Raw genomic sequence first — 25,615 nt, forward strand, 5'->3', positions numbered from 1 at the left:
GGAGCCGCTGGCCCGCCTGAAAAAGACTTTGTAAGCTGGCCCCATGCCTGTGAGATATGGGAGGTTTATATGGAGCTCCGGCATCTCCGCTACTTCGTCGCCGTGGCCGATGCCGGCAGTTTGACCGTTGCCGCCGAACAAAAGCTGCACACTTCGCAGCCATCGCTCAGCCGGCAAATCCGGGATCTCGAAGAGGAAGTCGGCGTTCAGCTGATGCGTCGCAGCGCGCACGGTGTTGAGCTGACGTCAGCGGGAAAGGCGTTTCTGGACCATGCACGAATGGCACTGGTTCAGGCAGAAGCCGCCAAGGAGGCGGCGCTACGTGCCGCTCAGCCGACGCGACCGACATTTGCTCTCGGCTTTATGTCGGGGGCCGAAATCGGCTTGTTGCCGGAGGTGGAGCGCGTCCTTCGCGACGAGTTTCCCGGCATCGAAATCCGCCTGTCGAGCGATTACTCTCCAGTACTGGCCAAGACCTTGATGCGGCGCAAGCTTGATGCCGCCTTCATCCGGTCGGAAGAGCACATGGACGATTTGATCTACAGGCGCGTGCGTACAGACCCGCTGGTTTTTGTTTTTCCGAGCGACCACCGCCTGGCATCGCATGCAGCAGTCGCGCCGGAAGAGATCGCAAAGGAAGCCTTCTTGCTTCCGTCCAAGGCCGCCCCTGCGGTGCGCCGTGTCGTCCTGGAGTATTTCAGCCGGGCCGGCATCGACCTCAAACCGGAGCATGAAGTGCACAATGTCGTCCACGCCATATCGATGATCACATCGACGCGCGCGGTCATGCTGTTGCCGGCTTACACGAAACGATATCTGCCGGAATCGATAACCACACGCCCGGTGAAGGGAGAGGTGCCCACGCTCGACCTGGTTCTCGCTTACCACAAGGCGAACAAGTCGCCGATCCTGAAGCTGCTGCTTTCAAGGGTCGGCAAGCTCGCTGGCGCTTCCTAAGTGCGTCGGGCCTCTTCGAACAGCCAGTCCCGGAAAGCCACCAGCGCCGGGTTGGATTCCGAAGCGATCGGGTAAACCGCATAGTGGCAGTGAGAAAGACGCAAGCTGTGTTCGGACAGGCGAACCAGCTTTCCCGCCAGTATATCCGATCGCGTGAACGAGAGGCGGCCGAGCGCAATCCCTTGTCCTGCCACCGCGGCTTCCATCAGGGCGTTCGTATCGGTGTAGGAGGTGCCCGCGATATCGCGATCAAGCGTCACACCGGCAGACCTGAACCAGGCGCGCCACGACACGTTACGGTCGATCAGCAGCGGCTCCGATAACATCGATGCGGGGTCCTTCGGCAATCGCCCGTCGTTGAGGCTCGGGCTGCATACCGGAAAAAGCTCTTCATCGAGAAGCTTGATGGCCCGCAGGCCCTTCCAATCGCCCGTGCCGAACCGGATCGCGATGTCGACGCCGTCTGATTTGAAATTGGCCAGCGACTGGCCGGTCTTGATGTGCAGATTGATGTGCGGATAGCGGGCCGTGAAACGGGGAAGGCGCGGAACCAGCCAGCGGGCCGCCATGACCGGCAGCAGGCTCACCGCGATTTCTGCCTCGGTCCGACGCGTCTTGATGTTGCCGAGCGCTGCGTTCAATTCCGAAAAGGCGCCTTTGACGCCTGCCTGCAGTCTCAGTCCACTCGGCGTAGGCACCATCCGGTTGCCCTGCCGCTCGAAAAGCGTGAGGCCCAGTTCCTCTTCCAGCTGCCTGATACGCTGGCTCACGGCGCTGTGCGTCACGTGCAATTCGCGCGCCGCCTCGGAGTAGCTGCCGTGGCGGCAGGCCACCTCGAACACCCGCAAGGTTTCCAGCGGCGGTAAACGCGTCATTCGCCAATTGTTAGGAACGCTAACATGTCCTGTCAAATCATATCGTTCGATCCGCGGTCGCCCCGGGAGTAATTGCACAGGCTCCAAGATGGAGCACCGGTCATGCAAGCTTCCTGCGTCCTGTCACCTCAAGCGCGCACGCTTTCGCTGGGCGAAGCGTGCAGCAAAGCTCGCGCCCGTCCCTTAGAAACAGATGCCCGCACCCACATGCTGCTGGCGAAGCCGATCGCGCCCACGATCCTGCGGCTTGCAGTGCCCAACTCGACGGTGATGATCGTCCAGATCCTCATTGGATTGCTGGAGGTCTATTTCGTATCGCGGACGGGCGTCGATGCCCTGGCCGGTGTCTCGCCGGTGTTTCCGCTGATTTCGTTGGTGGTCGCCATCGCGCAAGGCGCGCTCGGCGGCGGCATCGTCACGACCGTTGCACGTGTCCTCGGGGCCGGCCGGATCGGCGAAGCCAGCGACTACGCCTGGTACGCCGTCCTGCTGGGCGTTCCGCTCGGCCTTGCGACGACAGCCGTCATGGTTGCGTTGGGCCCAACCCTTTACGCGCACATGGGCGTCGCCGGAAATGCTCTGGAGATCGCCGTCTCTTATTCCTCGATCATTTTTTCGGGCGCCACGGTGATCTGGTTGTTCAATCTCCTGATGGCCGTGGTTCGCGGCACCGGCAACTTGCAGGTTCCGGTGATGGTGGTTTGTGGCGGCGGATTGATGCTTGTCCCGCTTTCGCAGGCGCTGATCTTTGGCGCCTTTGGCTACCAGGGTCTTGGTCCCTCGGGCGGCGCCGTCGCGATGCTTGCCTATTACGCCTTGGGAACGCTGGCCTACGCGGCCTATCTCTGGGGCCGGTTTGGCGTCCTCAAGCCGTCGATTCGTCTGCCAAGGGTTTCGCTGGCGTCGGCGCTCGCCATCCTCCGTGTCGGCGGTATGTCGGCCGTCGTCTCCTCCACCACGAATCTGACGCTCGCGATCGTCACGGCCTATGTGGCAACGGGCGGCGTCGAGGCTTTGGCCGGCTATGGTGCGGGCTCGCGGCTCGAATTTCTTCTGGTTCCGCTCGCTTACGGCGTCGGCGGTCCGGTGGGAATCGTGATCAGCGCGAACCTCGGTGCGGGCCAGGTAGAACGAGCTGTAAAGGCGTCCTGGATCGGCGTGTTGATAGCCTTCGCCCTGACCGAATCGATTGGACTGACTGCTGCTGCCTTTCCGAAAGCATGGATCGGACTGTTCAGCCAGGATCCAGCCGCGCTGCAAGTCGGCGCAGAATATCTGCACCGCGTTGGGCCATTCTTTGGATTCTTCGGGATCGGCTATGCTCTCTATTGCGTCGGACAGGCGACCAGGCGCATGGAAGCCTCAATCATCGCCGCGCTGCTCAGGGCCGCCATCGCGGTGCTCGGAGGGCTGGTGGTGGTCTGGCTCAAGGCCGACGTTACCTGGAATTTCATTGCCGTGGCACTGGGAATGGTGGCCTTCGGCGTGCTCGCACTGCCACCGCTGATCTACCGTTCAGGCTATGAGTGACACTCAATGGAAGTCTGTTTTGTCTGCAGAGCGGGCGAACGGCTGCCACGCCAAGACCAACGGCGGAGGCAGGCCGTGCGGCCCCGCGAGCTTTGGCTCTGAACGTCTATCCTCCCGTCGCTGACATATGCCGTGAAAGCGCCGGTGACGCACCGGTTCGGTCGATCACGAAGTCATGCCCGCGCGGCTTATCGCGGATCGCCTGATTGATGACACGCACCAGCTCCGCGTCGTCGTGCGATTGCCGCATGATGGCTTTGAGATCGACAGAATCCTCTTGCCCGAGACACGTATGGAGAATGCCTAATGCGGTGACCGAACCCGGTTGCAATCTTCGCAGCGCGGCCTACGGCAGATTGTCGCGCAGAAAAATGTCGATGCGAATGCGCTCCTGGTCCGGCATGACCGGCTCAGCCAGGCAATGTGCCAGCAGGATGCGTGCTGCCGACCGCGCTTCGTGGCCGGCATCCTGACTGATGATGGCATCGATCGTGCCGTGCAGCAGAAACCGACGGGTGTGCTGGGTCAGTTCATGGGCGATCCAGACGATATCGCGGGTCCGGCCGGCATCCTCCAATGCCGCGGCAATACCCCGATTGCCGGCACCGGCGCTGTAGATGCCGAGCAGATCGGGATGCCGCTTCAGGAGTTCGGCCGTCAGCACCCGGGTGCGTTCGCTGTCGTCGCGCCCCTCGAGCGCCGGCAGTGCCATGAGCTCGGGATATTCGCTGGTCAGTATCTGATGGAATCCGAACTGGCGTTCGGCATGATCGCGCAGCGACAGTGATCCCACGATGACACCGACCGCACCCTTGCGTCCCGACAGGTAGCGGCCCATCAGCGTCGCCACGGTGCGGCCGGCGGCGGGATTGTCGATGCCGACATAGTGCATGCGGCGCGAGTTCGGCGCGTCCGACACCAGCGTCACCACCGCGACGTTGCGAGCGGCGAGATCGTCGATCGCGGCGCGCACCCGCGGATGATCCAGCGCGATCGTGGCGACGCCTGCATAGGCGGGCGAAAGCTGTTCCAGCGCGCCCGCCAGCGCGTCCGGATCGAACACGTCGACATGAAGGATGTCGATGAAGGCACGCTGGCCGATCAGCCAATCCGCCGTGCGCTCGACCTGTTCGGTCAGGTTCATCATGAAACTGTTGCTGCCGGTCGGCAGAATGAAGGCGAAGCGGAAACTCTGGTTGCGCGCCAGCCGTGTTGCGGCTGGATCGGCGCGGTAACCGAGCCTCAGCACGGCCGCCTCGACCCGCGCGATGGTCTTTTCTCGCACCCCCTCGCGCCGGTTGACCACACGGTCGACGGTCGCCAGCGAAACTCCCGCGACACGCGCGACGTCTTCAAGCGTCGCACGTCCGGCGGAGCTGGTTTCGCCGCTCGCCATCAGCGCGCCGCCCACAACAGGCCGCGGGTCATGATCGTCTTGATCTCCGGCACGTCGAGTTCGTAGGCGCGGTGACCAAGCGAGGAGTAGAACACCCGACCTTCACCATAGCGCTTCTTCCAGACCACGGGCATCACGACGCCGTCGATCCAGGGGGCATGCTCGCCGGTAAAGGTCGTGGTCGCCAACACCTCGTTGGCCGGGTCGACATGCATGTAATATTGCTCGGAGCGGTGCTCGAAACTGCGAAGCCCCCGCATGATCGGATCGTCCGGCTTGGTCAAGTCGACCTTGTAGTCGATGATGTTGCCGGGATGCGCGACCCACTGGCCGCCGCACAGGAACTGATAGTCGACCGAATCGCGGAACGCATCGCACATGCCGCCGTGATGCCCGGCGAACCCGACACCGCCGTGCACGGCGGCGCAGAGGTTGAGCGCCTCGGATTTCTCGATCTTCGACATCGTGTAGATCGGAATGATCAGCGACAGGTCGTGGATCGCCGGATCGGCGAATGCCGCCGTCGTGGTCTCGATCCGGACCTCGAACCCTTCCTTTTTCAGCCAGCCCCGTATCATCGAGGCACACAAATCGGGATCGTGCCCCGGCCAGCCGCCCCATACGATCATCGCCTTGCGCATTGTCTTTGTCCTTCAGTCGATTTGTCCGGTGTCACGTCCCGCCGGCATCATCGCCGGTCGCTCGACGCGGCTCTCGATCTTGACGCGCCGGCCTTCGTCGGCGGAGAGCTGGAAAGCTTCCATTACCTCGAGCACATGCAAGGCGAGCGCGCCGCTGGCGCGGTGCGGCCGATTGGTGACGATTGCGGTCGCCATGTCAGCGACGCCGATCGAACGGAACTCGCCTTCCACGTGACCGTGGGTGAGCGGCATCGTTTCCCACTCCCCGCCGGCTTTCGCCACCTGCACTTCGCCGCCGAACCGGTTGGGATCCGGCACCAGGACGCTGCCCTTGTCGCCATAGATCTCGATCGGCGCGTGCCGGTGCTTCGGCACGTCGAAGCTCATGGCAATCGAAACGACGGCGCCGCTCTCGAATTCCAGCGTGCCGGCAACATGGGTCGACACCTCGACGGGAATCAACGTCCCGTTCATCGGCTCGCTCGTCACCAGCCGTTCGGACTTCGGCCGCGCGGTCGAGCCCATGACGCTTGCGACCGGGCCGAGCAGCTGCACGAGATCGGTGATGTAGTACGGTCCCATGTCCAGCATGGGTCCGCCGCCGCGCAGATAGTAGAAACCGGGCGCCGGGTGCCACCGCTCGTGGCCCGGACACATGAAGAAGGCGCTGCCGGCGACCGGCATGCCGATCACGCCATCGTCGATCAGTTTTCGCGCGGTCTGGTGGCCGCCGCCGAGGAACGTGTCCGGCGCACAGCCGACGCGGAGATTCCTGGTCGCCGCCAGATCCATCACCTTTCTCGCCTCGGCCACGTTGATGCCGAGCGGCTTTTCCGAGTGCACATGCTTGCCGGCATTGAGCACGGCCAGGCTGACGTCGGTGTGGGCCAGCGGCACCGTGAGGTTGATCACGATCTCAACATCGTCACGCTTCAACAACTGATCGACGCGCATCCCCGGAATACCGAACTCAGCGCCACGCCGCTCGGCGGCATCGCTGCGCATGTCGGCTACGGCCTTGATGTCGAGGACGGGAAAACGCTGCGCCGCCTTCAGGTATGCGGTGCTGATAACGCCGCAGCCGATGATTCCGATGCCGACTTTTCGCATTCGTGTTCTCCGTTCGTATCGATGCGGCCCGAGGCCACTGCTATCCCTTGACCGCGCCCGCCGTGAGGCCCGCGACGATGTGCTTCTGGGCAAAAATGAACAGGACAATGGTCGGCAGGATCGTCAGCGTGATGAAGGCGAGAATCATCGACCATTCGGACGAATACTCCCCCTGATAGACCATGATGCCGAGCGGCCAGGGATAGAGGGTGTCGGTGTTCAGCATCACGAGCGGCAGAAGGTAGGCGTTCCAACTGTTGACGAAGGTGATGGTGCCCACGGTGGCCAGAATCGGTCGTGACAGCGGCAGCGTCACGTAGCGAAAGAAATTGATGTAGGTGCAGCCATCGACCAGCGCGGCTTCCAGCAGTTCGTACGGAAGATCCTTGAAGAAGCGCCGCAGCAGCAGGATGCTCATCGCAAGACTGAACGCCACCTGCGGCAGCACAACGCCGAAATAAGTGTCGAGCAACCCCAGATCGCGAACCTTGATGAACAGCGGCAATACCGCGGTCGCGGCTGGAAACAGCAAGCCCAGCGTCAAATAGCTCAGTAGCATCGAGCTGCCGAAGAACTTCACATGCGCGAAGGTGAACGCTGCCATCGATGCAACGATCAAGGTCAGCGTCACCGTCAGGGTCGAAATGATCAGCGAGTTGCGCAGCAGTTGCCAGTAGCGACCCGAGAACAGGATGTCGGCGTAGTTCGACCATTCCCATTGATGCGGCAGCCCGAACGGGTTGACCCGCAATTCGCCGAGCGACTTGAAGCCGCCAAGCACGGTCGCCAGCAGCGGCACCAGCACGAAGGTCGCCATGACGGCGAGAAACAGCGCCTTGTAAAGCACAGCCGGATCGAACGGCGGCCGGATGGTCTCGACGTCATTCATCGCGCATGAACCATCGCTTGTAGGTGAAGGCAAAGGTTACGCAAATCACGAACAGGATGACGCCGATCGCGCTGCCGTAACCGACTCGCATGCGCGAGATGCCGTTGTTGTAGAGGAAGGTCACCAGCGTGTTCGAGGAATCCGCCGGCCCGCCGCGCGTCAGCGGCATCACCAGATCGAACAATTGCAGCGATCCGACGATGGCGAAGAACACCGACAGGCGGATCGTCGGGTAGAGCGAGGGGATGACGACATAGCGCAGCACCTGCGGCCGCGTCGCGCCATCGATGCGCGCCGCCTCGATGAGACTCCTGTCCATGCCCTGCAACGCGGCGATGTACAGCATCATGTGGAAGCCGAAATACTTCCAGACGATGACGATCAGCACCGCCACCATCGCGGTCTGGGTGCTGGCCAGCAGATGCGGCGCCTCGGCGCCAAACCAGTGCCAGATCGACGCGACGAGGCCATAGTCGCCATCATAGACGAAGCTGAAAATCAGGCCTGTGGCGATCTCGGCCAAAATATAAGGCAGGAAGAACAGCATCCGCAGCGCCACCGCGCCGCGAAAGCGGTCCGCCAGAATCAGCGCGAGCGCCAGCGCCAACGGCAACTGGATCAGAAGCGAGACGGCGATGACGAGGCCGTTGTTGCGCAGCGCCAGCCAGAAGGCGCGGGTCTCCAGCACGAAGCGGTAATTGTCGAAGCCGATCCAGTTGGTCGGCCGGCCAAAGCCGTTCCAGTTGAAGCCGGAATACCAGGCGGCCTCCCCGATCGGCAGCACCACGAAAAGCGTAAACAACAGAAGCGCCGGCGGCAGGAATAGCACCAGGACGGTGAAGCGGCCGTCGCTGACAGAGCGACGCGCCAGCAGCCACGGCGAAGCTTCCGACGTCGTCAAAGGCGGTGCGTCGGAGTAGCCGCGCACCGTCAGTTGCCCTGCTTCCAGGCGGCCTGGATCGCGGTCGCCGCCTGCTGCGGCGTCATGCTGCCACCGGCGATCTCCGCCGTGACGTCGTTGACGACGCGCCCGACCGACGGACCAAGGGTCTGGTCGTAAAAGTTTTGATGGTAGTTCGACTTCGCAAGGTTGTTGGCGATCCGCTTCATGAAGCTGTTGTTGATACCGGCCTCCGCACCCGTCACCACGGGAACAATGAAGTTGCCAGCGGCCAGCCGCGTCTGCACGTCCTTGGAGATGAAGAACTTGAGGAAGTCAGTCGCCTCTTTCGGCGAGCCCTTGGTGATGAGCCAGCCGGTGATGCCGCCGAGCGTGTCGGTCGGCGCGCCCATGCCGCCGGGCACAACGGGAAAATCGAACCAGCCGATCCTGTCATCGCCGAGCCCTACCTTGTCGGCAGCGAGCGCGCGCTGCACATGATAGGCGGAGCTAATGCCAAGCGTCATCGCGGCCTTGCCGTCGCCGAAATAGCCGACCGCCTGCGGATTCTTGAAACCGAGGAAGCCGTTCTGGAACGGCTGGAGATCGACGAGCTGCTTGAAGAGTTCGCCGGACTTCTGGAACGTCTCTCCAGCGAAGCCGCCGTTTTCGCCGCGCAGCGCCGCATCGAACCCGGCCTTGCCGCCGATGCGCACCGCCAGGTGCGTCCAGTAGAAGTGCAGCGGCCACTTGTCGGCGCCGCCGACTACGATCGGTGTGACACCTGCCGCCTTCAGCGCCTTCACCGCGGCAAGCAGATCGTCCCAGGTCTTGATTGCGGCCGGATCGACGTTGGCTTTCGCCGTCAATTCCTTGTTGTAGAGGAAACCGACCTGCGACAGCGCGATCGGCAGGCCGTAGACGCGGCCGTTCTGCGTGAAGGCGGCGAGTGCCGCCGGGGTGATGGTGTCGCTGTAGCCCTTCACCTGATCGGTGATGTCTTCGAGAACGCCGGCCTCGATCTGAGTCTTCAGCACGCCGCCGGCCCAGCTATAGATAACGTGAGGCCGATCCTTTGATTGCAGGATGGTCGGCAGCTTGGCCTTGTAGGCCTCGTTCTCGAGGAACTGCATCTCGACCTTGACCCCGGGATGCGCCGCTTCGTAGGCGCGCGCCACCTCATCCCAGATTTTCACCTGGGCAGGATTCACCTCGATATGGAGCCATTTCACGGTGGTATCGGCGACGGCGGGCCCGACGGCGAGGGTCAGTCCCGTGGCGGCGACCAACAGCCTTTTCAGCAATCCCATGAGGTCCTCCCTTCCGCCTGTCGCGGCGGTTCCGAGGAGACTGTCGCAAAATTTTGAGGTGCGCAACTTATTTTCTGATCTATACACCTCATCAATTGAGTGTCTAACTTCAGCGGATACGCTTTTGCGTCAGTCCGGAGTGGGGTCGGCCCCACTCGCCAGAATGACTGGGCAAATTTGGTGAGGGGAAACAATCATGGCGGCTGTTTATCCGGATCTCGCGGGCAAGGTCGTTCTGGTCACCGGTGGTGCATCGGGGATCGGAGCTGCGATCACGCGCCACTTCGCACGTCAGACATCGACAGTGGTCTTCTTCGATATCAACGACGAGGCCGGCGCCCGTCTGGCGCAGGAGCTGTCCGGCCAGAACCTCGCCGCGCATTTTCAGCACGTTGACCTGACCGATATTGCGGCTCTGCGTGCGGGCGTCGCACAGGCGCGCGCGGCGCATGGACCGATCGATATCCTCATCAACAATGCGGCACATGACGAGCGGCATCCGACCGAGGAAGTCACCCCGGAATATTGGGATGACCGGATCGCGGTCAACTTGAAGCATCAGTTCTTTGCTGCCCAGGCTGTCCTGCCGGACATGAAAGCCGCCAACCGGGGCGCCATCATCAATTTCGGCTCGACCTCCTGGATGGCGGGGCAAGGCGGCATGGCGGCTTACACGGCGAGCAAATCGGGCGTGATCGGGCTGACCCGCTCGCTGGCGCGCGATTATGGTCCCTACAACATCCGCGTGAACGCGATCGCGCCGGGCTGGATCATGACCGAGCGCCAGCTCGAAAAATGGCTCACGCCGGAAGGTGAGACCGAGCTGATGCGGCGCCAGTGCCTGAAGCGAAAACTCGTGCCGGATGAGTTGGCGAAATTCACCGTGTTCCTCGCCTCCGACGAAGCCTCCGCCTGCACGGCGCAGCACTATGTCGTGGACGGTGGCTGGGTCTGATGGATCGGTCCGACGAGGCTGCGTCCCTCAATGGCCTGCGGCAGCTTCGAACGGAAAAGTGCGCGCGCTTGAATTTGCTGCCACGCACAACAGCAAGTCCATGAATCGAGCCGGCAACCGCCTTGACAGTGCAGAGGCTCCGCGCGCACATTCTTACACTAAGTAAGAATGACGACAGGGACGGAAATGTCGGAGCAGCCGAGGAGTCGGCGGCAGACGCGTGCGGCCATTCTGGGGCATTTGCTTCAGTCGGGCGGCATGTTTCGGCCTCCCCTGGCCAAGGCGGTGCGCCTGTCAGAGGCGAGCCTGTCGCGCATTCTGTTTGACCTGAAGGCGGAGGGCCTGATCGAGGAAGTGAGGCGGCCAGCGCCTTACTTCGGTGGCCCGACCGGTTTGGTATCGCTCGACAAATCCGTGGCGTTGGCGGCTCTTGAGCTCACCGGTCAACGGCTGAGCGTCTGCATCGGCGGGCTCTCGGGCGAAGTGCATTGCACCGAGCGTCTGCCGCTGCCGAAAACGCCAACCGTCGCGTCTGTCGGCCGGGTGTTTCGCGACGCGCTGCAATTGCTTCAGGATTGGGCACGGCGGCGACGGCTTCGGCTCGCGCAGATCGGCGTTTCAGTCCCTGGCCTCGGCCGGTCGAGCGAACTCGACAATCCGATCATTCCCTGTGACATCGGGCTGGTTCGCAGCATGCTCGGCGAGATGTTTGCGGGCACGCCGGTCGAGTTCACCAATTCGGTCGTCGCGCATGCGATGTTTCAGCGCTGCCGCACCAAGGATTATCCGCTGACCGGCGCGCATCTGTTCGTGTTCGTCGGCCAGGGCGTGGCGGGCGCCTGGGTGGACGATGCCATCGAAGCCAATGCCTTGCTGCCGGTCGAACTCGGCCACATGGTGTTTGGCGAGGGCGGTCCGCGATGCCGCTGCGGCCATCACGGCTGTGTCGAAGCATACACGTCGCTTCCGGCGCTGGCCGAGCTGCTTGGCGTTGGCGAGCCGGCATTGCTGCAGCTTGGAGACAATTGGGTGAACGCAATCCAGATTCCGTCGCGCATGCGCCAGGAGTTGCGGCGCCGGCTGTTCCGCCTCGGCCTTGCGATCGGCAATACGTTGAACGTGAAGCCCTGTCCTGGCGTGGTTGTCAGCGGCTGGCCGTCGCTTCTCGCGGACGATGATCGCAAGGCGTTGGTCGACGGGATCGATGCCTGCCTGCTCGGCGGGCTCAAATTCGCGCAAACGTCGCTGGCTTTCGTGCCGCCCTCGAGCGGCAATGATCCGAATTCTGCCTTGGCCTTTGCCGCCTGTTGTCTGGCCTGCCGCGGCGGCATGCCGGCTTCGTCGGTGGAGGCCGCCTGAGATGCCATAAGCGGCGCGACTTCGCGCCACAAAGTTCACACCGGGAGGAACTTGCCATGCCGATCACAATAACAAGGCGTCGTCTGCTCGCTGGATCCGCTGCCGCGCTCGCGTTGCCGGCGTTCGCCCGCGCCCAAGGCGCGGCCAAGCCGCGCCTGACCGCCATCTCGCAATGGTCCGCAGGCAGCGATGGAGCGGCTATCACGGCGCTCGGCAAGAAATTCGAGGAGAAGGGCGGGATTTGGCAGCACTCGCCCGTCCCCGGGTTCACCACCGAAATGATGAACAAGCTGCGCGCCCAGATCATGGCCGGCGATCCGCCGGCCTGTTCGCAGCTCAAGGGACCCGAGATTGCGGCCTGGTCAAAGATTGCTCCGACCGTGAGCCTCGATGAGCTAGTCGCTGCCGCCGGCTACGAAAAGGTCGTTGCCCCAGACCTTGCGAAACTGCACAAGCCTGGCGGCAAGTGGATCGCGCTGCCGTTGCAGATCTACAGCACCAACATGCTGTTTCTGTCCAAGCGCGCGATGGACAAGGCCAAGGCCGACAAGATCCCCGTCACATGGGCAGACTTCAACGACCTGGCCGAAAAGATGAAAGCGGGCGGGGTTGCCTATCCCATCGCCAACGGCGGCACCCGCCCCGATGACGGGCAGAAATTCGAGGCCTCCCTGGCAGGCATCAGTCCCACCGCCTACCGCGCAGCCATCATGAACCTCGACAAGAAGGCCCTCGAGGGCCCCGAGGTCAAAGCCGCCTTCGTCCAGGTGCGCAAGATCGCCGACTGGATGGACCCCAATGTCGGCGCCCAGCACTTTTCCACCAACCTGAAGCGCTTCGTCGACGGCGACATGGGCATGATGATCATGGGCGGGTGGGCGCAGGGCGTGTTGCGCAATGCCGGTTTCAAGTTCGAGGACTTCATGATTGCGCCCGGCCCCAGCGACAACGGCAAGCCGGTGTTCCTGTTGAATGCCGACGCGTTCATATTCTGGCAGCGCAAGGAGCCCGACCTGCAAGCTGGCCAGGCGCTGATGGCGCAGCTCGTCATGGATCCCGCCATCCAGACCATGTATTCGCAGATCACGGGATCGATACCCGTGCGCACCGATGTTGATCTTTCCGGCGAAGGCTGGTCGGACGGTCAACGCCGAACCGCAGCAGCGCTGAAAGACGCGATCGCCAGTAATCAGGCGGTCCTCAGCGTCGCGCACAACATGGCACAGGAAAACGGCCTGACCGCTGCGTTGATCGACGTGATCACGGAGTATGTGAAGAACAAGACGATCAAGCCGGAGCAGGCAGTCACCCGCCTCGCCGAGGCTGTCGAGAGCGCGCGTTGACAGACGCCGCGGCACCGCGAGCGGGGCGGCCGACGACACCTGAAATGGTGCGCCGGCTGCCCGAGTATCTGACGATCTGGGTACCGCTGCTGTTGTCGGCCGCGCACCTCGTTTCGTTTTCGCTGTGGACCATCTGGATCTCGTTCACGCCGTCCACGCTGGTCCCGGTGTCGGGCTGGGTCGGTTTGCGCAACTACACCTCGGTTTTGGCGTCGCGGAACTGGCAAATCGCCTTCGACAATCTGCTGCTGTTCGGCAGTGCGTTCGTTCTGCTCAGCCTGGTGACAGGTCTCTTACTCGCGATCCTGCTCGATCTGCGCATTCGCGGCGAGAACGTGCTGCGGTCCATCTTCCTCTACCCCCTGGCGGTGTCATTCGTCGTCACCGGCACGGTCTGGAGCTGGCTGCTCAATCCCGGCATCGGGATCCAGAAGCTCGTCCACGATTTCGGCTGGACTTCCTTCCGGTTCGATTGGCTGATCGACCGCGACATGGCGATCTGGACGATCGTCATCGCTGCTATCTGGCAATCCTCGGGCTTCGCCATGGCGCTCTTCCTCGCCGGCCTCAGGTCCGTCGATGCCGACCTGATCAAGGCCGCGCAGATCGACGGCGCCGGACCGGTCCGGATGTACCGGCGCGTCATCCTGCCGACACTTTGGCCGATAACCATCACCGTCATCGTCGTCCAGCTGCAGTTCGCCATTTCGACCTTCGACCTCGTCCGCGCGCTGACCAACGGCGGCCCTGGAATCGCGACCCAGTTGCCGGCCCTTGTCGTCTACGACCTGATGTTCCAGCGCAACCTGCTCGGCCGGGGGGCGGCGGCGGCCGTGCTGATGTTGCTCATTCTTCTCGCGGTGCTGCTGCCTTACGCGACGTGGCGATATGTTTGGCGAAGGCGGGTCACCCATGCGTGAGCGAACCTTGGCGCCGAGCCGTTTGCTGATCTATCTCGTCGTGTCGCTGGTCGCAGTGGCGTATCTCGTGCCGCTGATCGTCGTCGTACTGAATTCGCTGCGCAGCAATGAAGAAATCGTCCAGACCTCGATGATCGGCTGGCCGCGGCAGTGGGCCTTTGGCAACTACCTCACGGCCTGGTCCGACTTCTGCGTCGCGCAGACCTGTGTCGGCATCCGCCCCTACATGTTGAACTCCGCGCTCGTCACCATTCCCGCGACGATCTTCTCCACCCTGCTTGGTGCGGTCGCCGGTTACGCGGTCTCGCTCTGGCGCTTTCGTGGCGATCAGTGGATCTACGGCATCGTCACGCTGGGTATCTTCCTGCCGCAACAGATGCGCTTGCTGCCGTGGACCATCGTGCTGCGCGATACCGGGCTGATGAACACGCTGACGGGCCTGGTGCTGATCCACACGATCCAGGGGCTCTCCTTTACCGTCCTGTTCTGCCGAAACTACTACGTTGCCATCCCGCAGGAGTTGATAAGGGCTGCGCGCATCGATGGCGCAGGGTTCTTTCGTATTTTCTGGCGCATCATTCTCCCACTCTCGCCGCCCATCCTGGTTGTCACCGTGATCTGGCAGTTCACGCATATCTGGAACGAGTTCCTCTATGGCGTGACATTCACAACCGGCCAACAGCAGCCGGTCACCGCTGCGCTGATCGCGCTGTCGGCCGCGGTCGCCGATATCCCGCACCATGGCGTGCAAAGCGCCGCGGTGATGATCGCGGCCCTGCCTACCCTGTTGATCTATCTGATCGGTGGCAAATACTTCGTACGCGGCCTTACCGCCGGCGCCGTGAAATGAAGGAGAAGTCATGGCAGCGTTGAGCATTCGCGCTTTGTCGAAGCGCTACGCCAATCTCGAGGTGTTGAAAGGGATCGACCTCGACATCGAGAGCGGCGAGTTCACCGTGCTGGTCGGACCGTCCGGCTGCGGCAAATCCACGCTGCTCAACATCGTGGCCGGGCTCGATCGCCCGAGCGCTGGCACCGTGGAAATCGGCGGGCGGGTCGTCAACGACATCGCGCCCAAGGACCGTGACATCGCCATGGTGTTCCAGTCCTATGCGCTCTATCCGTCGATGACGGTGCGCCAGAACATCACCTTCGGAATGGAATGCCGCCATGTCCCGAAGGCAGAACAGGAGAAGGCGCTGGCGAGCGTGGCGCGCCTGCTGCAGATCGAGCCGCTGCTCGGCCGCAAGCCGTCGCAATTGTCCGGCGGCCAGCGTCAGCGCGTGGCAATGGGGCGCGCGCTGGTGCGCGATCCCCTGCTGTTTTTGTTTGACGAACCACTCTCCAATCTCGACGCCAAGCTGCGCGTGGAGATGCGGATGGAAATCAAGCGGCTGCATCAGCGCATCGGCGCCACCATCGTCTATGTCACCCACGACCAGATCGAGGCGATGACGATGGCGACGCGGATCGCCGTGATGCATCAAGGCGAGGTGCAGCAATTCGCCGACCCCGACACCGTGTACCGCTATCCCGCCAATCTGTTCGTCGCGCGTTTCATGGGCTCGCCGCCGATGAACACGATGTCGGCACGGCTCGAGGCCGAGGATGGCGGGCCGGTGGTCGTGATCGGCGCCGGGCGGCCGGATGAGGTCCGGCTTCGTCTTCAGGGATACGATGCGGCGGCTTCCTTTGTCGGCCGCGACGTCGTGCTTGGAATCAGGCCGGAATGCATTGCCGAGGGCAATCGCGGGTTTCCCATCGTCGTCAATGCGCCGGTCGAGATGGTCGAGCCCACCGGTGCCGAGACCATCGTGCTGCTGCGGCTCGGCGGCGAGCCGGTGCTGGCGCGCATCACGCCGGATATAAGGCCCGCGCCGGGAGCGCTTGCCCCCTTCGCGCTCGACACGCGCCGCATTTGCCTGTTTGACCCCGTCACGGAGCGGCTGATCGCATGAGCCAGACCAGTTACGCCGGCCTTGCGGGCCGTGTGGTGTTGATCACCGGCGGCGCCAGCGGCATCGGCGCCGCCTTCGTGCGCGCGTTCGCAAGCCAGCAGGCCCGCGTCGCCTTCCTCGACATCGATGCCGCTGCCGGGGAAGCGCTGGTGCGGGAGGTGGCGGCTGCGTCCGGCTCCGCGCCACTGTTCGTGGCGTGCGATCTGCTCGACATCGACGCCCTGCGCGATGCCATGGCGCAGGTCCGCAGCGCGCTTGGCGATGCCGCGGTGCTGGTCAACAACGCAGCCAACGACCAGCGCCAGGTATTGTCCGAGGTGACGCCCGAACAGTTCGATTGGATGATCGGCGTCAACCTCAAGCACGTCTTCTTCGCGGCGCAGGCGGTGGTGCCGCAGATGCAGGCACGCCGCGGCGGTTCGATCATCAACATGTCGTCCATCGCATGGATGCGCGGCGCACCGGCGCTGCCGGCCTATGCGGCGGCGAAGGCGGCGATCGTCGGCTTCACCAATTCGCTGGCCCGGCTGGTTGGGCCAGACCGCATCCGCGTCAACGCCATCGCGCCCGGCATGGTGATCACGGAACGGCAGCGCCAGCTATGGTACCCCGACCAGCAGACGATCGACGAATTTCGTTCGCGTCAGGCCATTCCCGATGCGGTGACACCAGACGACATCGCGAGTCTCGCGCTGTTTCTGGCGTCAGATGAGAGCCAACGCATCACGCGCCAGTGCTTTCAGGTCGACGGAGGCATCGGATAGGAAGAAGACCGTCTATGTCGGTCGCTGCGGGCGGCCGCCCGGATCGCCGTTGCCCGACAAGATTTGAGCGGCGCCGCCGATACCGCGCCGGAACGCTTCATCGAATGTGACGCCGCGCATTTGCCAACGGTGCGTCCGGCCGCGCCAGTCCATCTGCCACTGCGTGGTCCAGCCGAGCTCCCGGTCGTCCCAGACCAATCGCCCGACCAAAACGACTTCGCCACCCTGCGCGGCCGCAACCGGCGCCAGCGCCGCGAACGGCGCCTTCCTGAGCTCCGCGCCGGTGATGTTCGATTTCGCCAGCGCCGCCGTGCCCGGCAGCACAATGCCCATCCCTCGCCTGTCGGCTGCAGCGAGCAGCGAGTCACGTTGCAAGTCGGACCGGGTCTCATCCGCTGTTACGATATAGTTCTTCGGGCCTTGTTCCATCTCGACAAAGACCGCAAGGCGCGGACGATGTGAAAGCCAGGGCTTGAGGCCAAGCGCCCCGAGAATGTCGTCGATCCTGCTTTCCTCAAACTCGACGGTGAGATCGTAGGGCCGGTCGCGGGTGCCTTGCTCGTCCCGAATGGGTTTGCCCGAAAACTGATCGCGATAGCTGAATGCCGTGACGAGATCTCCTGCCTTCGACTTGTAGGCGGCCAATCGCCGGTCACCACTGAGTTTCTGTGCACCGGATACCTTGATGAGGACATCCTCCAGGCACGCGGCAAAGCCAATGATGCGATTAGCCTCGCCCTGCCCGGTCACGGTGACCTTCGCGCGATAGAGATCGGCTCCCGCGGCGGCCATGGTACCGGCGCACCATGTGAAGGCGGCGGCAAGGAATAGCCAGATAATCGCGCGGCTCGCCCCACGGCCTGCCAGGATAGACCGGCGTCTCGTCCTGTGCAGATCGGCCATGATGATGCCTCCGCGGTTCCGCTCGCACTTCTCGCGAGGCTTTTAATCTGGCACCTCAACCGGCGCCGGTCGCAGGTTCGAGTCCTGCGGCACCCATCAGTGAAATCAGGGATTTATTGCTCCACCCGTGCGCTCCGCAATCCTGAATCATCGATCCCAAATCACCGCATATCTCGTCGCGGCGCAGCATGCAAAAATGAGACTACCGGGCAAGTTTCGGCGGGTGAAGTTGCGCGCGCCGGCCCCGTCATCGGTTAGCTTTCGCCCCGGCGATCCCGAACGCATTCCGGCTCACGATGGACAACCGGCCATCAACGGCAGGGCGATTTTGGAACGACCTGACGACACAAAAACTGGCGATACAAGGGAGGGGTTCGATGTTTAAAAGCTGTGCGGGACTGGTCGCGCTGAGCACCCTGTTGCTTTCCAGCGCCGCCTTGGCTCAGGAGAAGATCAAGGTCGGCGTCACCGCAACCCTCGAAGGCACCTACACGGTGCTCGGCGAGGACGGCATACGCGGCCACCAGACGGCGCTCAATGTGCTCGGCAAGAAGGTCGGCGATAAGGAAATCGAGTTCATCATCGCCTCGACCGATGCCACGCCCGATTCAGCCGTGCGCGCCGTGCGCAAGCTGATCGAGCAGGACAAGGTGCAGATCCTGCTGTCGCCGCTATCCGGCGACGAAGGCATCGCGGTGAAGAACTTTGCCAAGACGCGGCCCGAACTGACCTTCATCAACGCCGCTTCCGGCGCCCAGGAAACCACCTACGTCGATCCGGCGCCGAACTTCTTCCGCTACAACATGGACGGCGCGCAGTGGCAGGTGGGTCTGGGCAAATACGCCTATGAGACCAAGAAATATAAGAAGATCGCGACCGTCGGCGAAGACTATTCGTTCATCTATACGCAGGTGTTCGGGCTGGTGCTCGAGTTCTGCGGCGCCGGCGGACAGGTCACCAACCGGCAATGGGTGCCGCTCGGGACCAAGGACTTCGCCTCCGTGATCGCCGCGCTGCCCGACGACGTCGATGCGATCTATCTCGGCCTCGGCGGCGCCGACGCCGTCAACTTCCTGAACCAGTACCAGCAGGCCGGCGGCAAGGCGCATCTGATGGGCGGCTCGATCATGGTCGACCAGACCATCCTCTCGGCCAAGGGCAACGCCAAGAATGCGCTGCTCGGCACCATTGCCGCCAGCGGCCAGGCCGATACCTGGGAGGATCCGGGTTGGCAGAAGTTCGTGAAAGCCTACCAGGATGCCTTCCCGCCGGCCAAGCGGTTCCCGAGCCCCTCGCTGCTCGCCACCAACTATTACGGCTCGACGATGGCGCTCATCCTCGCCCTGCGTGAGGTCAACGGCGACCTCAGCAACAATCAGGCGAAGTACAGGGAAGCGCTGGCCAAGATCGTGCTCGACGCGCCCAACGGCAAGATCAAGCTCGACTCCAACCGCCAGGCCATCGGCACCAACTTCGTCACCGAAGTGGTGGATGACGGCAAGGGCGCGTTGTTCAGCAAGGTCGTGAAGGTCATTCCCGACGTGAACCAGACCTTGGGCTACGACCCGGCGGTCTTCGCCAAGATCGGGCTGCCGAGCCGGACGGTTCCCGAGTGCAAGAAGTACTGAGTTCTTCGCATGTGCGAACGGGCCCCGGTCACGGACCGGGGTCCTCTCAGGCCCGAGCTGGACGTGATCTTCCCTTGCATTCCCGCGGCGGATGTTGAACGCTGGTTGAAAAGACAAGAACATCCCCGCGGGAGGGAAGGCATGAGCAAGGCTCTGGCCGTCTTCCACGGCCTGTTTGGTCGCGCGACGGTCTATCAGTTGAACCGGCCCTTCAACATGCATGCGCATCGCGAAGGACATCTGGTTTTTCATGTCGGTGGAACGCCGGCCCGGATCGACGTCTGCGACGAGCGATGGCTTCTCGCAGAAGATTCGATTGTTGCCGTCAACCCTTGGGAACCACACAATTTTATTCCCACCGATGTAGAGAACGGTGCGATCTTCTTCGTCCTCTACGTCAACCCCGAATGGTTCGCCCCAGATGCGGCCCGCGCGCACAGCCTGCGGTTCGGGAGCACCTTTTTCAAGCGCACGGCCACGCTCGACAGGCATATTCGCCGATCCGCGGCGCTGGTTTGCGGCGCGCCATCGTTAAGCAGTCTCGATAGCGAACTCAGGCAGTTGATCGACAGTTGCTATGACGAGAGCTGGCAGATACCCGAGCCGGTGCAGGAGGCGCGCACCACGGCCGCGGTCACCGATTTTCGCGTCCGCAAATCCATCAAGCTGATGTCCGAAAGCCCGGGCGCGGAAATCGAACTGGATTCGATCGCGCGGGCCTCCGGGCTGTCGCGTCCACACTTCTACCGCCTGTTCCGCACCCAGACCGGCGTCACCCCGAACCTCTATCTCAATACACTGATCATGGAACAGGCGCTCGACGCGCTGGTCGCGACCGAAGTGCCGATCGCCGATATCGGCTTCGATCTCGGGTTCTCCTCCCAGAGCGGTTTCACGCGCTTCTTCGCCGCCAATGTCGGCATGGCGCCGACCGAATACCGCCGCGCCGCCAAAGTCTTGCGCCCCTGAGCGTAGAGCGCGCGAAAAGATACTGACAATCAAGTGCAGGGTTCGCGGCGCCGTTAGGATGCCCTGAAAACGCGAGCCGAAACGGCCGCGGCGTCTGGGAGGACGGTATGGCGACGGCCGGGCTGCTACCGTGACAAGATTCATCGAACGCCATCCGGCATGGGCGCTGATCCTGCTGATCGCGGTCGCGGTGATGCTGTGGCTGGTCCTTGCCGTCTGGCCGCCCGGCCTCGAAGAGGCGATCGGCCGGAAGCGGGTATTCCTCAACGCCGTCTTCAACGGCATCACGCTCGGCAGCCTCTACTTCCTGGTGGCAAGCGGGTTCACGCTGATTTTCGGCCTGATGCGCAACGTCAATCTGGCGCATGGCTCGCTCTATCTGTTCGGCGGCTATATCGGCTACGCCATCAGTTCCTGGACCGGCTCCTGGGTGCTCGGCTTCATCGTCGCGTTTCTCGGTGTGGCGCTGCTCGGGGTAGTCCTGCAAATCGTCGTCTTCCGCCGCATGGAGGGCCAGGATCTGCGCCAGACCATGGTCACGATCGGGCTCTCGATCGTGTTTGCGGACCTGATGCTGTGGGTATTCGGCGGCGACTTCTATCAGATCCAGACCCCGAGCTGGCTGGTCGGCCCGATCGAACTGCCGCTGGTCACCGCGGTCAAAGCGTCGGGCGAGGCGGTCTATCTGCGCTACCCGATGGTGCGGCTCGTGATCTTCGTGGCAGCCGTCGTGATCGGTATCGCGATGTGGCTGGCGCTCAACCGGACCCGGGTCGGGATGATGGTGCGCGCCGGCGTCGATGACCGCGATATGCTCGCCGCGACCGGCGTGCCGATCCAGCTCGTCTTCGTTGCCGTGTTCGCGCTCGGGGCAGGCCTGGCCGGTATCGCGGGCGTGGTCGGCGGAACCTTTCAGTCGCTTTCGCCCGGCGAGGATACCCGCTTTCTGCTGGCTTCTCTCGTCGTCGTCATCGTCGGCGGCATGGGATCGATCCCCGGTGCTGCGCTGGGCGCCGTCATCATCGGCCTCGCCGAGCAGCTTGGCTCGGTCTACATCCCAACTTACGCGATCGTCGTGACCTTCCTCATCATGGTGTTGGTGCTGGCGCTGCGGCCGCAGGGCCTGCTGGCGAGGCGCTGACATGTCGTTGGTCCAGGGCGCGCATCAAGAAACCAATCGGGCCGCAAGGGTGCGCGCAACATTGCTGGCCTGGCCGGAGTTCAACAAGCCGGCCGTCTGGCTGGTGGCGGTGATCCTCTTGATCATGCCGTTCATCGCCAGCGGCTTCTTCCTGATCGAGATCTTCGCCACCACGCTGATCCTGGGGACCATCGCCCTCAGCCTGATGTTCCTCGCGGGCTATGGCGGCATGGTCAGCCTGATGCAGCTCACCATCGCCGGCTTTGCCGCCTATATGGTCGCGGTGTTCGGCATGAGCGCCAACACCAATATCAGCCTCGGCTGGCCGTGGTGGCTTGCAACCCCGATGGCGCTGGTGCTCGCGACCATCTTCGGCACGCTCGGCGGCACACTCGCGGTGCGCACCGAGGGCATCTACACCATCATGATCACGCTGGCGATCGGTGCGGCCTTCTACTATTTCACCAATCAGAACTGGGCGATCTTCGGCGGCCACACCGGCATCAACACCATCGCCACGCCGAAATTCTGGGGCGTCGACTGGCGCTCCGACATCCCCTACTATTACGTCACGTTGGGCGTCGCAGCGTTTTGCTATTTCGCCGTTCAATATGTTTCGCGCGCGCCGTTCGGCCTCGCGCTGCAGGGCGTGCGGGACAATCCCCGCCGCATGGCGGCGCTCGGTTTCAATGTCAACGCGCACCGCGTGGCAGCCTACGCCTTCGCATCCTTTATCGCCGCACTCGGCGGCGTGCTGCAGGTCTGGAACTACCGGCAGATCTCGCCCGGCTCGGTCAGCGTCGGCGCCTGCATCGATATCCTGATTATCGCCGTGGTCGGCGGCATCACCCGTCCCATCGGCCCCTACATCGGCGCCTTCATCTTCGTCATCCTGCGCACCTTCGCGCTCGATCTCTTGGTCAAATTCGGGCTCGACGGCAATCGCTTCCGCCTTCTGATCGGCCTCGGCTTCCTCGCCATCGTGTTCTGGTCGTCAGACGGCGTGATCGGACTCTGGGAGCGCTGGCGCCGCGCGGCGACCACCGACAAACGCGCGGGCGGAGGCCACGGCCATGGATAACGCCACGCAACGCTTTTCAGCGGTCGGTTCCGGCGCCGCGCTGGAGCTGCGCGGCGTGACACGGCTATTCGGCGCGCTCGCCGCGCTGACCGACGTCACCATCACGGTTCGCCCCGGAGAGCGCCGCGCCGTGCTCGGCTCCAACGGCGCCGGCAAGACCACGCTGTTCAATTGCGTGACCGGCGATTTTCCGCCGTCCTCCGGCACCATCCGCTTCTTCGGCGAGGACATTACCCACTTCCCGCCTTACGAACGTATCAGGCGCGGCTTGCGCCGCACCTACCAGATATCAGCGCTGTTCCCCGGCCTCACGGTGCGGGACAATGTCTACCTCGCCTGCCGCGGGGTATCCCGCGGTCGATTTTCTCCGCTGCGCCCGGGCGCGAACGACGCCCTCATGCATGCGGCCGAAGCGCTGATCCAGGCGGTGCATCTGACGCCGGTCAGGGAACAGTTGGTCGCGGAACTGGCGCATGGTCAGCAGCGACAGCTCGAGATCGCGCTGGCGCTCGCCGGCGCGCCGCGCTTCATCCTGTTCGACGAACCGGCAGCAGGGCTGTCCCCCACCGAGCGGCGCGAACTGATCGAAATCCTGACGTCGCTGCCCGCCCATATCGGCTACATCATCATCGAGCACGACATGGACGTCGCGTTGCGCGTCGTCGAAAGCGTCACGATGATGCACAACGGCCGTGTCTTCAAGGAAGGCTTGCCGCACGAGATCGAAGCCGACCCCGAGGTCCAGGAACTCTATCTGGGGGCCGGCCATGAGTGAGGTCCGCCGCTCCGCGCCTGCCCTCGAAGTCCGGGGCCTCGACGTCTATTACGGCCACTCGCACGCCTTGCAGGGCGTCGACCTGACGCTGGATTCCGGCGTGTTCTCGGTGGTCGGCCGCAACGGCATGGGCAAGACCACGCTGTGCAAGACCATCATGGGCCTGTTGCGGGCGAGCGGCGGCTCGGTTCGCATTCGCGGCGAGGAAATCACCCGCCTCAGCCCGGCGCGGATCGCGCAGGCAGGCGTCGGCTATGTTCCGCAGGGGCGGCGGCTGTGGCGCTCGCTCAGCGTCGCCGAGCATTTGAGTCTCGCCGCCGGGATGCGGCGCGGCGCCTGGACCATCGACCGCATCTACGAAACGTTTCCCCGCCTTGCCGAACGCAAGGATCACGGCGGCGGCCAGCTCTCGGGCGGCGAACAGCAAATGCTGGCGATCTCCCGCGCGCTTCTGACCAACCCGCAGCTTCTCATCATGGACGAGCCGACCGAAGGCCTGGCGCCTGTCATCGTCGCCCAGGTCGAGGAAATGCTGGTGCGCCTCGGCGAAGACGGCGACATGTCGGTGCTCGTGATCGAGCAGAATATCGGCGTCGCCACCGCGATCTCCAAGAATGTCGCGATCATGGTCAATGGCCGCGTCAATCGCATCATCGACTCCGCGCGCCTGGCCGCCGACCGGGAACTGCAACAGCGTCTGCTTGGTGTTGGCGTCGTGGGCGTCCATGCCGGACCTGAAGCGGATCTCGAAGCCGCCGATGCGAGTGCCGGGGCCGAGGTGCGTCCCGCGCCGCCGCGTGCCGCGAGCACGGCACCCATCCGGATTTATATCTCCAATCCCACGCTGCCGACGCGCTGGTCGCAGCCGGCGCCCATTGCGCGCATCGAGGCCGCGGCGCGCACGCTTTCGACCGGCGTTACGCGGATCGAAGACGCCACCCGGCAAAAGCGCCAGGCCGGCGCGGGCGTACAAGGCGCATCGGGACCACCCGTCGTCCTGATTGCCGGCACGCTCGATACCAAGGGCGAGGAGCTGCGCTTCATTCGCGACCTGATCGCGGGGCATGATTTGCGGACGCGGTTGGTCGACGTGTCAACCAGCGGCAAGCTCTCCACCTGCGACGTCTCGGCGCAGGAAATCGCGCTGAACCACGGCCGCGGCGGGTCGGGCGTGTTCGGGTCCGACCGCGGCGCGTCGGTGACGGCGATGGCGGACGCCTTCGCCAACTGGCTGCGCCGTCAGGGCAATGTCGCAGGCATCATTTCGGCGGGTGGCTCCGGCGGCGCCTCGCTGGTCGCGCCCGCCATGCGCGCCCTCCCCGTCGGCGTGCCGAAACTCATCATCTCCTCCGTCGCGTCGGGCGATGTCGGCCCCTATGTCGGACCCGCCGACATCACCATGATGTATTCGGTCACGGACGTGCAGGGCCTCAATTCGATCTCGCGCGCCGTGCTGGCCAACGGCGCCAATGCCATCGCCGGCATGGTGAAGGCGCGCCTCGACAATCAAGCCAAAACCGAACGCAACGCGCCGGCCGATCTGCCGGCGGTCGGCATCACCATGTTCGGCGTGACCACGCCGGCCGTGCAGAAGATCGCGTCCGACCTGCGCAACGATTTCGAATGCCTCATCTTCCACGCCACCGGCGTCGGTGGCCGATCGATGGAAAAGCTGGTCGATTCCGGAATGCTCGCGGCCGTCGTCGATCTCACAACGACGGAAGTCTGCGATCTCCTGATGGGCGGCGTGTTTCCCGCCACCGACGACCGCTTTGGCGCTGCTATCCGCAGCCGCGTGCCCTTCATCGGCTCCGCCGGCGCCCTCGACATGGTCAACTTTGGCGCGCCCGACACCATTCCCGAGCGCTATCGCCAGCGCAAGTTCCACGTTCACAATCCGCAGGTGACCTTGATGCGCACCACGCCGGAGGAGAACGAGCGCATCGGGCGCTGGATCGGCGAAAAGCTCAACCGGATGGACGGGCCGGTGCGCTTCTTCCTGCCGGAAGGCGGCGTCTCCGCGCTCGACGCGCCGGGACAGCCGTTCTGGGATCCGGAGGCCGACGCGGCGCTGTTTACCGCACTGGAGCGCAGCATGCGCCAGACCAGCAATCGCCAGCTTATCCGTGTCAAGCGCCACATCAACGAACCCGAATTTGCATCCGCCATCGTCAACGCGCTCCGCCCTCTGGTCGGACGCCCGGGGACCCGTCGGAAAGTCGCGAGGTGAC

24 protein-coding genes are annotated in these 25,615 nt (G+C 63.6%); 15 read left to right on the plus strand and 9 right to left on the minus strand.

The window, feature by feature from the left end:
• Positions 1–69: 69 nt before the first annotated feature.
• Positions 70–957, plus strand: a complete 888-nt coding sequence (locus ACVWVY_RS42730) for a LysR family transcriptional regulator (RefSeq protein WP_456632009.1) — start codon at positions 70–72, stop codon at positions 955–957.
• Here ACVWVY_RS42730 and gcvA read toward each other — a convergent pair.
• Positions 954–1,832, minus strand: coding sequence for a transcriptional regulator GcvA (gene gcvA / locus ACVWVY_RS42735; protein WP_456632010.1), 879 nt, complete (start codon positions 1,830–1,832; stop codon positions 954–956). The two genes, ACVWVY_RS42730 and gcvA, sit on opposite strands and share 4 nt — an antisense overlap.
• A 102-nt stretch (positions 1,833–1,934) precedes the next feature.
• Between gcvA and ACVWVY_RS42740 the strand changes: the two genes are divergently transcribed.
• Positions 1,935–3,362, plus strand: coding sequence for an MATE family efflux transporter (locus ACVWVY_RS42740; protein WP_456632011.1), 1,428 nt, complete (start codon positions 1,935–1,937; stop codon positions 3,360–3,362).
• A 106-nt stretch (positions 3,363–3,468) separates the two neighbouring features.
• On the opposite strand, the gene ACVWVY_RS42745 is transcribed toward ACVWVY_RS42740, so the two are convergent.
• Genes ACVWVY_RS42745 through ACVWVY_RS42775 form a run of 7 tightly spaced genes read right to left on the minus strand, consistent with a single transcriptional unit; the run spans position 3,469 to position 9,588 of the window.
• Positions 3,469–3,693, minus strand: a complete 225-nt coding sequence (locus ACVWVY_RS42745) for a hypothetical protein (RefSeq protein ID WP_456632012.1) — start codon at positions 3,691–3,693, stop codon at positions 3,469–3,471.
• Positions 3,694–3,708: 15 nt separating this feature from the next.
• Positions 3,709–4,758 carry a LacI family DNA-binding transcriptional regulator gene (locus tag ACVWVY_RS42750; protein ID WP_456632013.1) on the minus strand — a complete coding sequence of 350 codons (1,050 nt, stop codon included), beginning with the start codon at positions 4,756–4,758 and terminating at the stop codon, positions 3,709–3,711.
• Complete coding sequence (locus ACVWVY_RS42755; RefSeq protein WP_456632014.1) at positions 4,758–5,399, minus strand: ThuA domain-containing protein; 642 nt, start codon at positions 5,397–5,399, stop codon at positions 4,758–4,760. Before ACVWVY_RS42755 ends, ACVWVY_RS42750 begins: the two co-directional genes overlap by 1 nt.
• Positions 5,400–5,411: 12 nt before the next feature.
• Entirely contained in the window at positions 5,412–6,509 is a 1,098-nt protein-coding gene (locus ACVWVY_RS42760; protein WP_456632015.1) for a Gfo/Idh/MocA family protein, read from the minus strand.
• A gap of 40 nt (positions 6,510–6,549) precedes the next feature.
• On the minus strand, positions 6,550–7,398 hold the full coding sequence (locus ACVWVY_RS42765; protein WP_456632016.1) for a carbohydrate ABC transporter permease: 849 nt from the start codon (positions 7,396–7,398) through the stop codon (positions 6,550–6,552).
• Positions 7,391–8,299 (minus strand): carbohydrate ABC transporter permease, encoded by a 909-nt coding sequence (locus ACVWVY_RS42770; RefSeq protein WP_456632472.1) that lies wholly within the window; start codon positions 8,297–8,299, stop codon positions 7,391–7,393. The genes ACVWVY_RS42765 and ACVWVY_RS42770 overlap by 8 nt, the downstream gene beginning before the upstream one ends.
• Before the next feature lie 29 nt (positions 8,300–8,328).
• Positions 8,329–9,588, minus strand: a complete 1,260-nt coding sequence (locus tag ACVWVY_RS42775; protein WP_456632017.1) for an ABC transporter substrate-binding protein — start codon at positions 9,586–9,588, stop codon at positions 8,329–8,331.
• Between the two features lie 196 nt (positions 9,589–9,784).
• Here ACVWVY_RS42775 and ACVWVY_RS42780 point away from each other — a divergent pair, with 196 nt between their 5' ends.
• The 7 genes from ACVWVY_RS42780 (at position 9,785) to ACVWVY_RS42810 (ending at position 16,887) form a co-directional block, all read left to right on the plus strand.
• On the plus strand, positions 9,785–10,543 hold the full coding sequence (locus ACVWVY_RS42780) for an SDR family NAD(P)-dependent oxidoreductase (RefSeq protein WP_456632018.1): 759 nt from the start codon (positions 9,785–9,787) through the stop codon (positions 10,541–10,543).
• Between the two features lie 186 nt (positions 10,544–10,729).
• Positions 10,730–11,902, plus strand: coding sequence for an ROK family transcriptional regulator (locus tag ACVWVY_RS42785; protein ID WP_456632019.1), 1,173 nt, complete (start codon positions 10,730–10,732; stop codon positions 11,900–11,902).
• Between the two features lie 56 nt (positions 11,903–11,958).
• A complete protein-coding gene (locus ACVWVY_RS42790) occupies positions 11,959–13,245 on the plus strand; it encodes an ABC transporter substrate-binding protein (RefSeq protein WP_456632020.1) in 1,287 nt (428 codons plus the stop codon).
• A 44-nt stretch (positions 13,246–13,289) separates the two neighbouring features.
• Positions 13,290–14,165 carry a carbohydrate ABC transporter permease gene (locus ACVWVY_RS42795; RefSeq protein ID WP_456632473.1) on the plus strand — a complete coding sequence of 292 codons (876 nt, stop codon included), beginning with the start codon at positions 13,290–13,292 and terminating at the stop codon, positions 14,163–14,165.
• Positions 14,158–15,015 carry a carbohydrate ABC transporter permease gene (locus ACVWVY_RS42800; RefSeq protein ID WP_456632021.1) on the plus strand — a complete coding sequence of 286 codons (858 nt, stop codon included), beginning with the start codon at positions 14,158–14,160 and terminating at the stop codon, positions 15,013–15,015. Before ACVWVY_RS42795 ends, ACVWVY_RS42800 begins: the two co-directional genes overlap by 8 nt.
• Positions 15,016–15,025: 10 nt before the next feature.
• Complete coding sequence (locus tag ACVWVY_RS42805) at positions 15,026–16,123, plus strand: ABC transporter ATP-binding protein (RefSeq protein WP_456632022.1); 1,098 nt, start codon at positions 15,026–15,028, stop codon at positions 16,121–16,123.
• Positions 16,120–16,887 (plus strand): SDR family NAD(P)-dependent oxidoreductase, encoded by a 768-nt coding sequence (locus ACVWVY_RS42810; RefSeq protein ID WP_456632023.1) that lies wholly within the window; start codon positions 16,120–16,122, stop codon positions 16,885–16,887. The genes ACVWVY_RS42805 and ACVWVY_RS42810 overlap by 4 nt, the downstream gene beginning before the upstream one ends.
• A 12-nt stretch (positions 16,888–16,899) precedes the next feature.
• Here ACVWVY_RS42810 and ACVWVY_RS42815 read toward each other — a convergent pair whose 3' ends face one another.
• Positions 16,900–17,790, minus strand: a complete 891-nt coding sequence (locus tag ACVWVY_RS42815) for a DUF2066 domain-containing protein (protein ID WP_456632024.1) — start codon at positions 17,788–17,790, stop codon at positions 16,900–16,902.
• A 377-nt stretch (positions 17,791–18,167) separates the two neighbouring features.
• On the opposite strand from ACVWVY_RS42815, the gene ACVWVY_RS42820 reads away from it, so the two are divergent.
• The 6 genes from ACVWVY_RS42820 (at position 18,168) to ACVWVY_RS42845 (ending at position 25,614) form a co-directional block, all read left to right on the plus strand.
• Positions 18,168–19,418 (plus strand): ABC transporter substrate-binding protein, encoded by a 1,251-nt coding sequence (locus tag ACVWVY_RS42820; RefSeq protein ID WP_456632025.1) that lies wholly within the window; start codon positions 18,168–18,170, stop codon positions 19,416–19,418.
• A gap of 141 nt (positions 19,419–19,559) precedes the next feature.
• A complete protein-coding gene (locus tag ACVWVY_RS42825) occupies positions 19,560–20,387 on the plus strand; it encodes an AraC family transcriptional regulator (RefSeq protein ID WP_456632474.1) in 828 nt (275 codons plus the stop codon).
• Between the two features lie 130 nt (positions 20,388–20,517).
• A complete protein-coding gene (locus ACVWVY_RS42830; RefSeq protein ID WP_456632026.1) occupies positions 20,518–21,528 on the plus strand; it encodes a branched-chain amino acid ABC transporter permease in 1,011 nt (336 codons plus the stop codon).
• Between the two features lies 1 nt (position 21,529).
• Positions 21,530–22,609, plus strand: coding sequence for a branched-chain amino acid ABC transporter permease (locus tag ACVWVY_RS42835; protein WP_456632027.1), 1,080 nt, complete (start codon positions 21,530–21,532; stop codon positions 22,607–22,609).
• Positions 22,602–23,384 (plus strand): ABC transporter ATP-binding protein, encoded by a 783-nt coding sequence (locus ACVWVY_RS42840; protein ID WP_456632028.1) that lies wholly within the window; start codon positions 22,602–22,604, stop codon positions 23,382–23,384. The genes ACVWVY_RS42835 and ACVWVY_RS42840 overlap by 8 nt, the downstream gene beginning before the upstream one ends.
• Positions 23,377–25,614 (plus strand): Tm-1-like ATP-binding domain-containing protein, encoded by a 2,238-nt coding sequence (locus ACVWVY_RS42845; RefSeq protein ID WP_456632029.1) that lies wholly within the window; start codon positions 23,377–23,379, stop codon positions 25,612–25,614. The genes ACVWVY_RS42840 and ACVWVY_RS42845 overlap by 8 nt, the downstream gene beginning before the upstream one ends.
• The last annotated feature ends 1 nt before the right edge of the window (position 25,615 follow it).

The organism is Bradyrhizobium sp. URHC0002 (assembly GCF_054059515.1).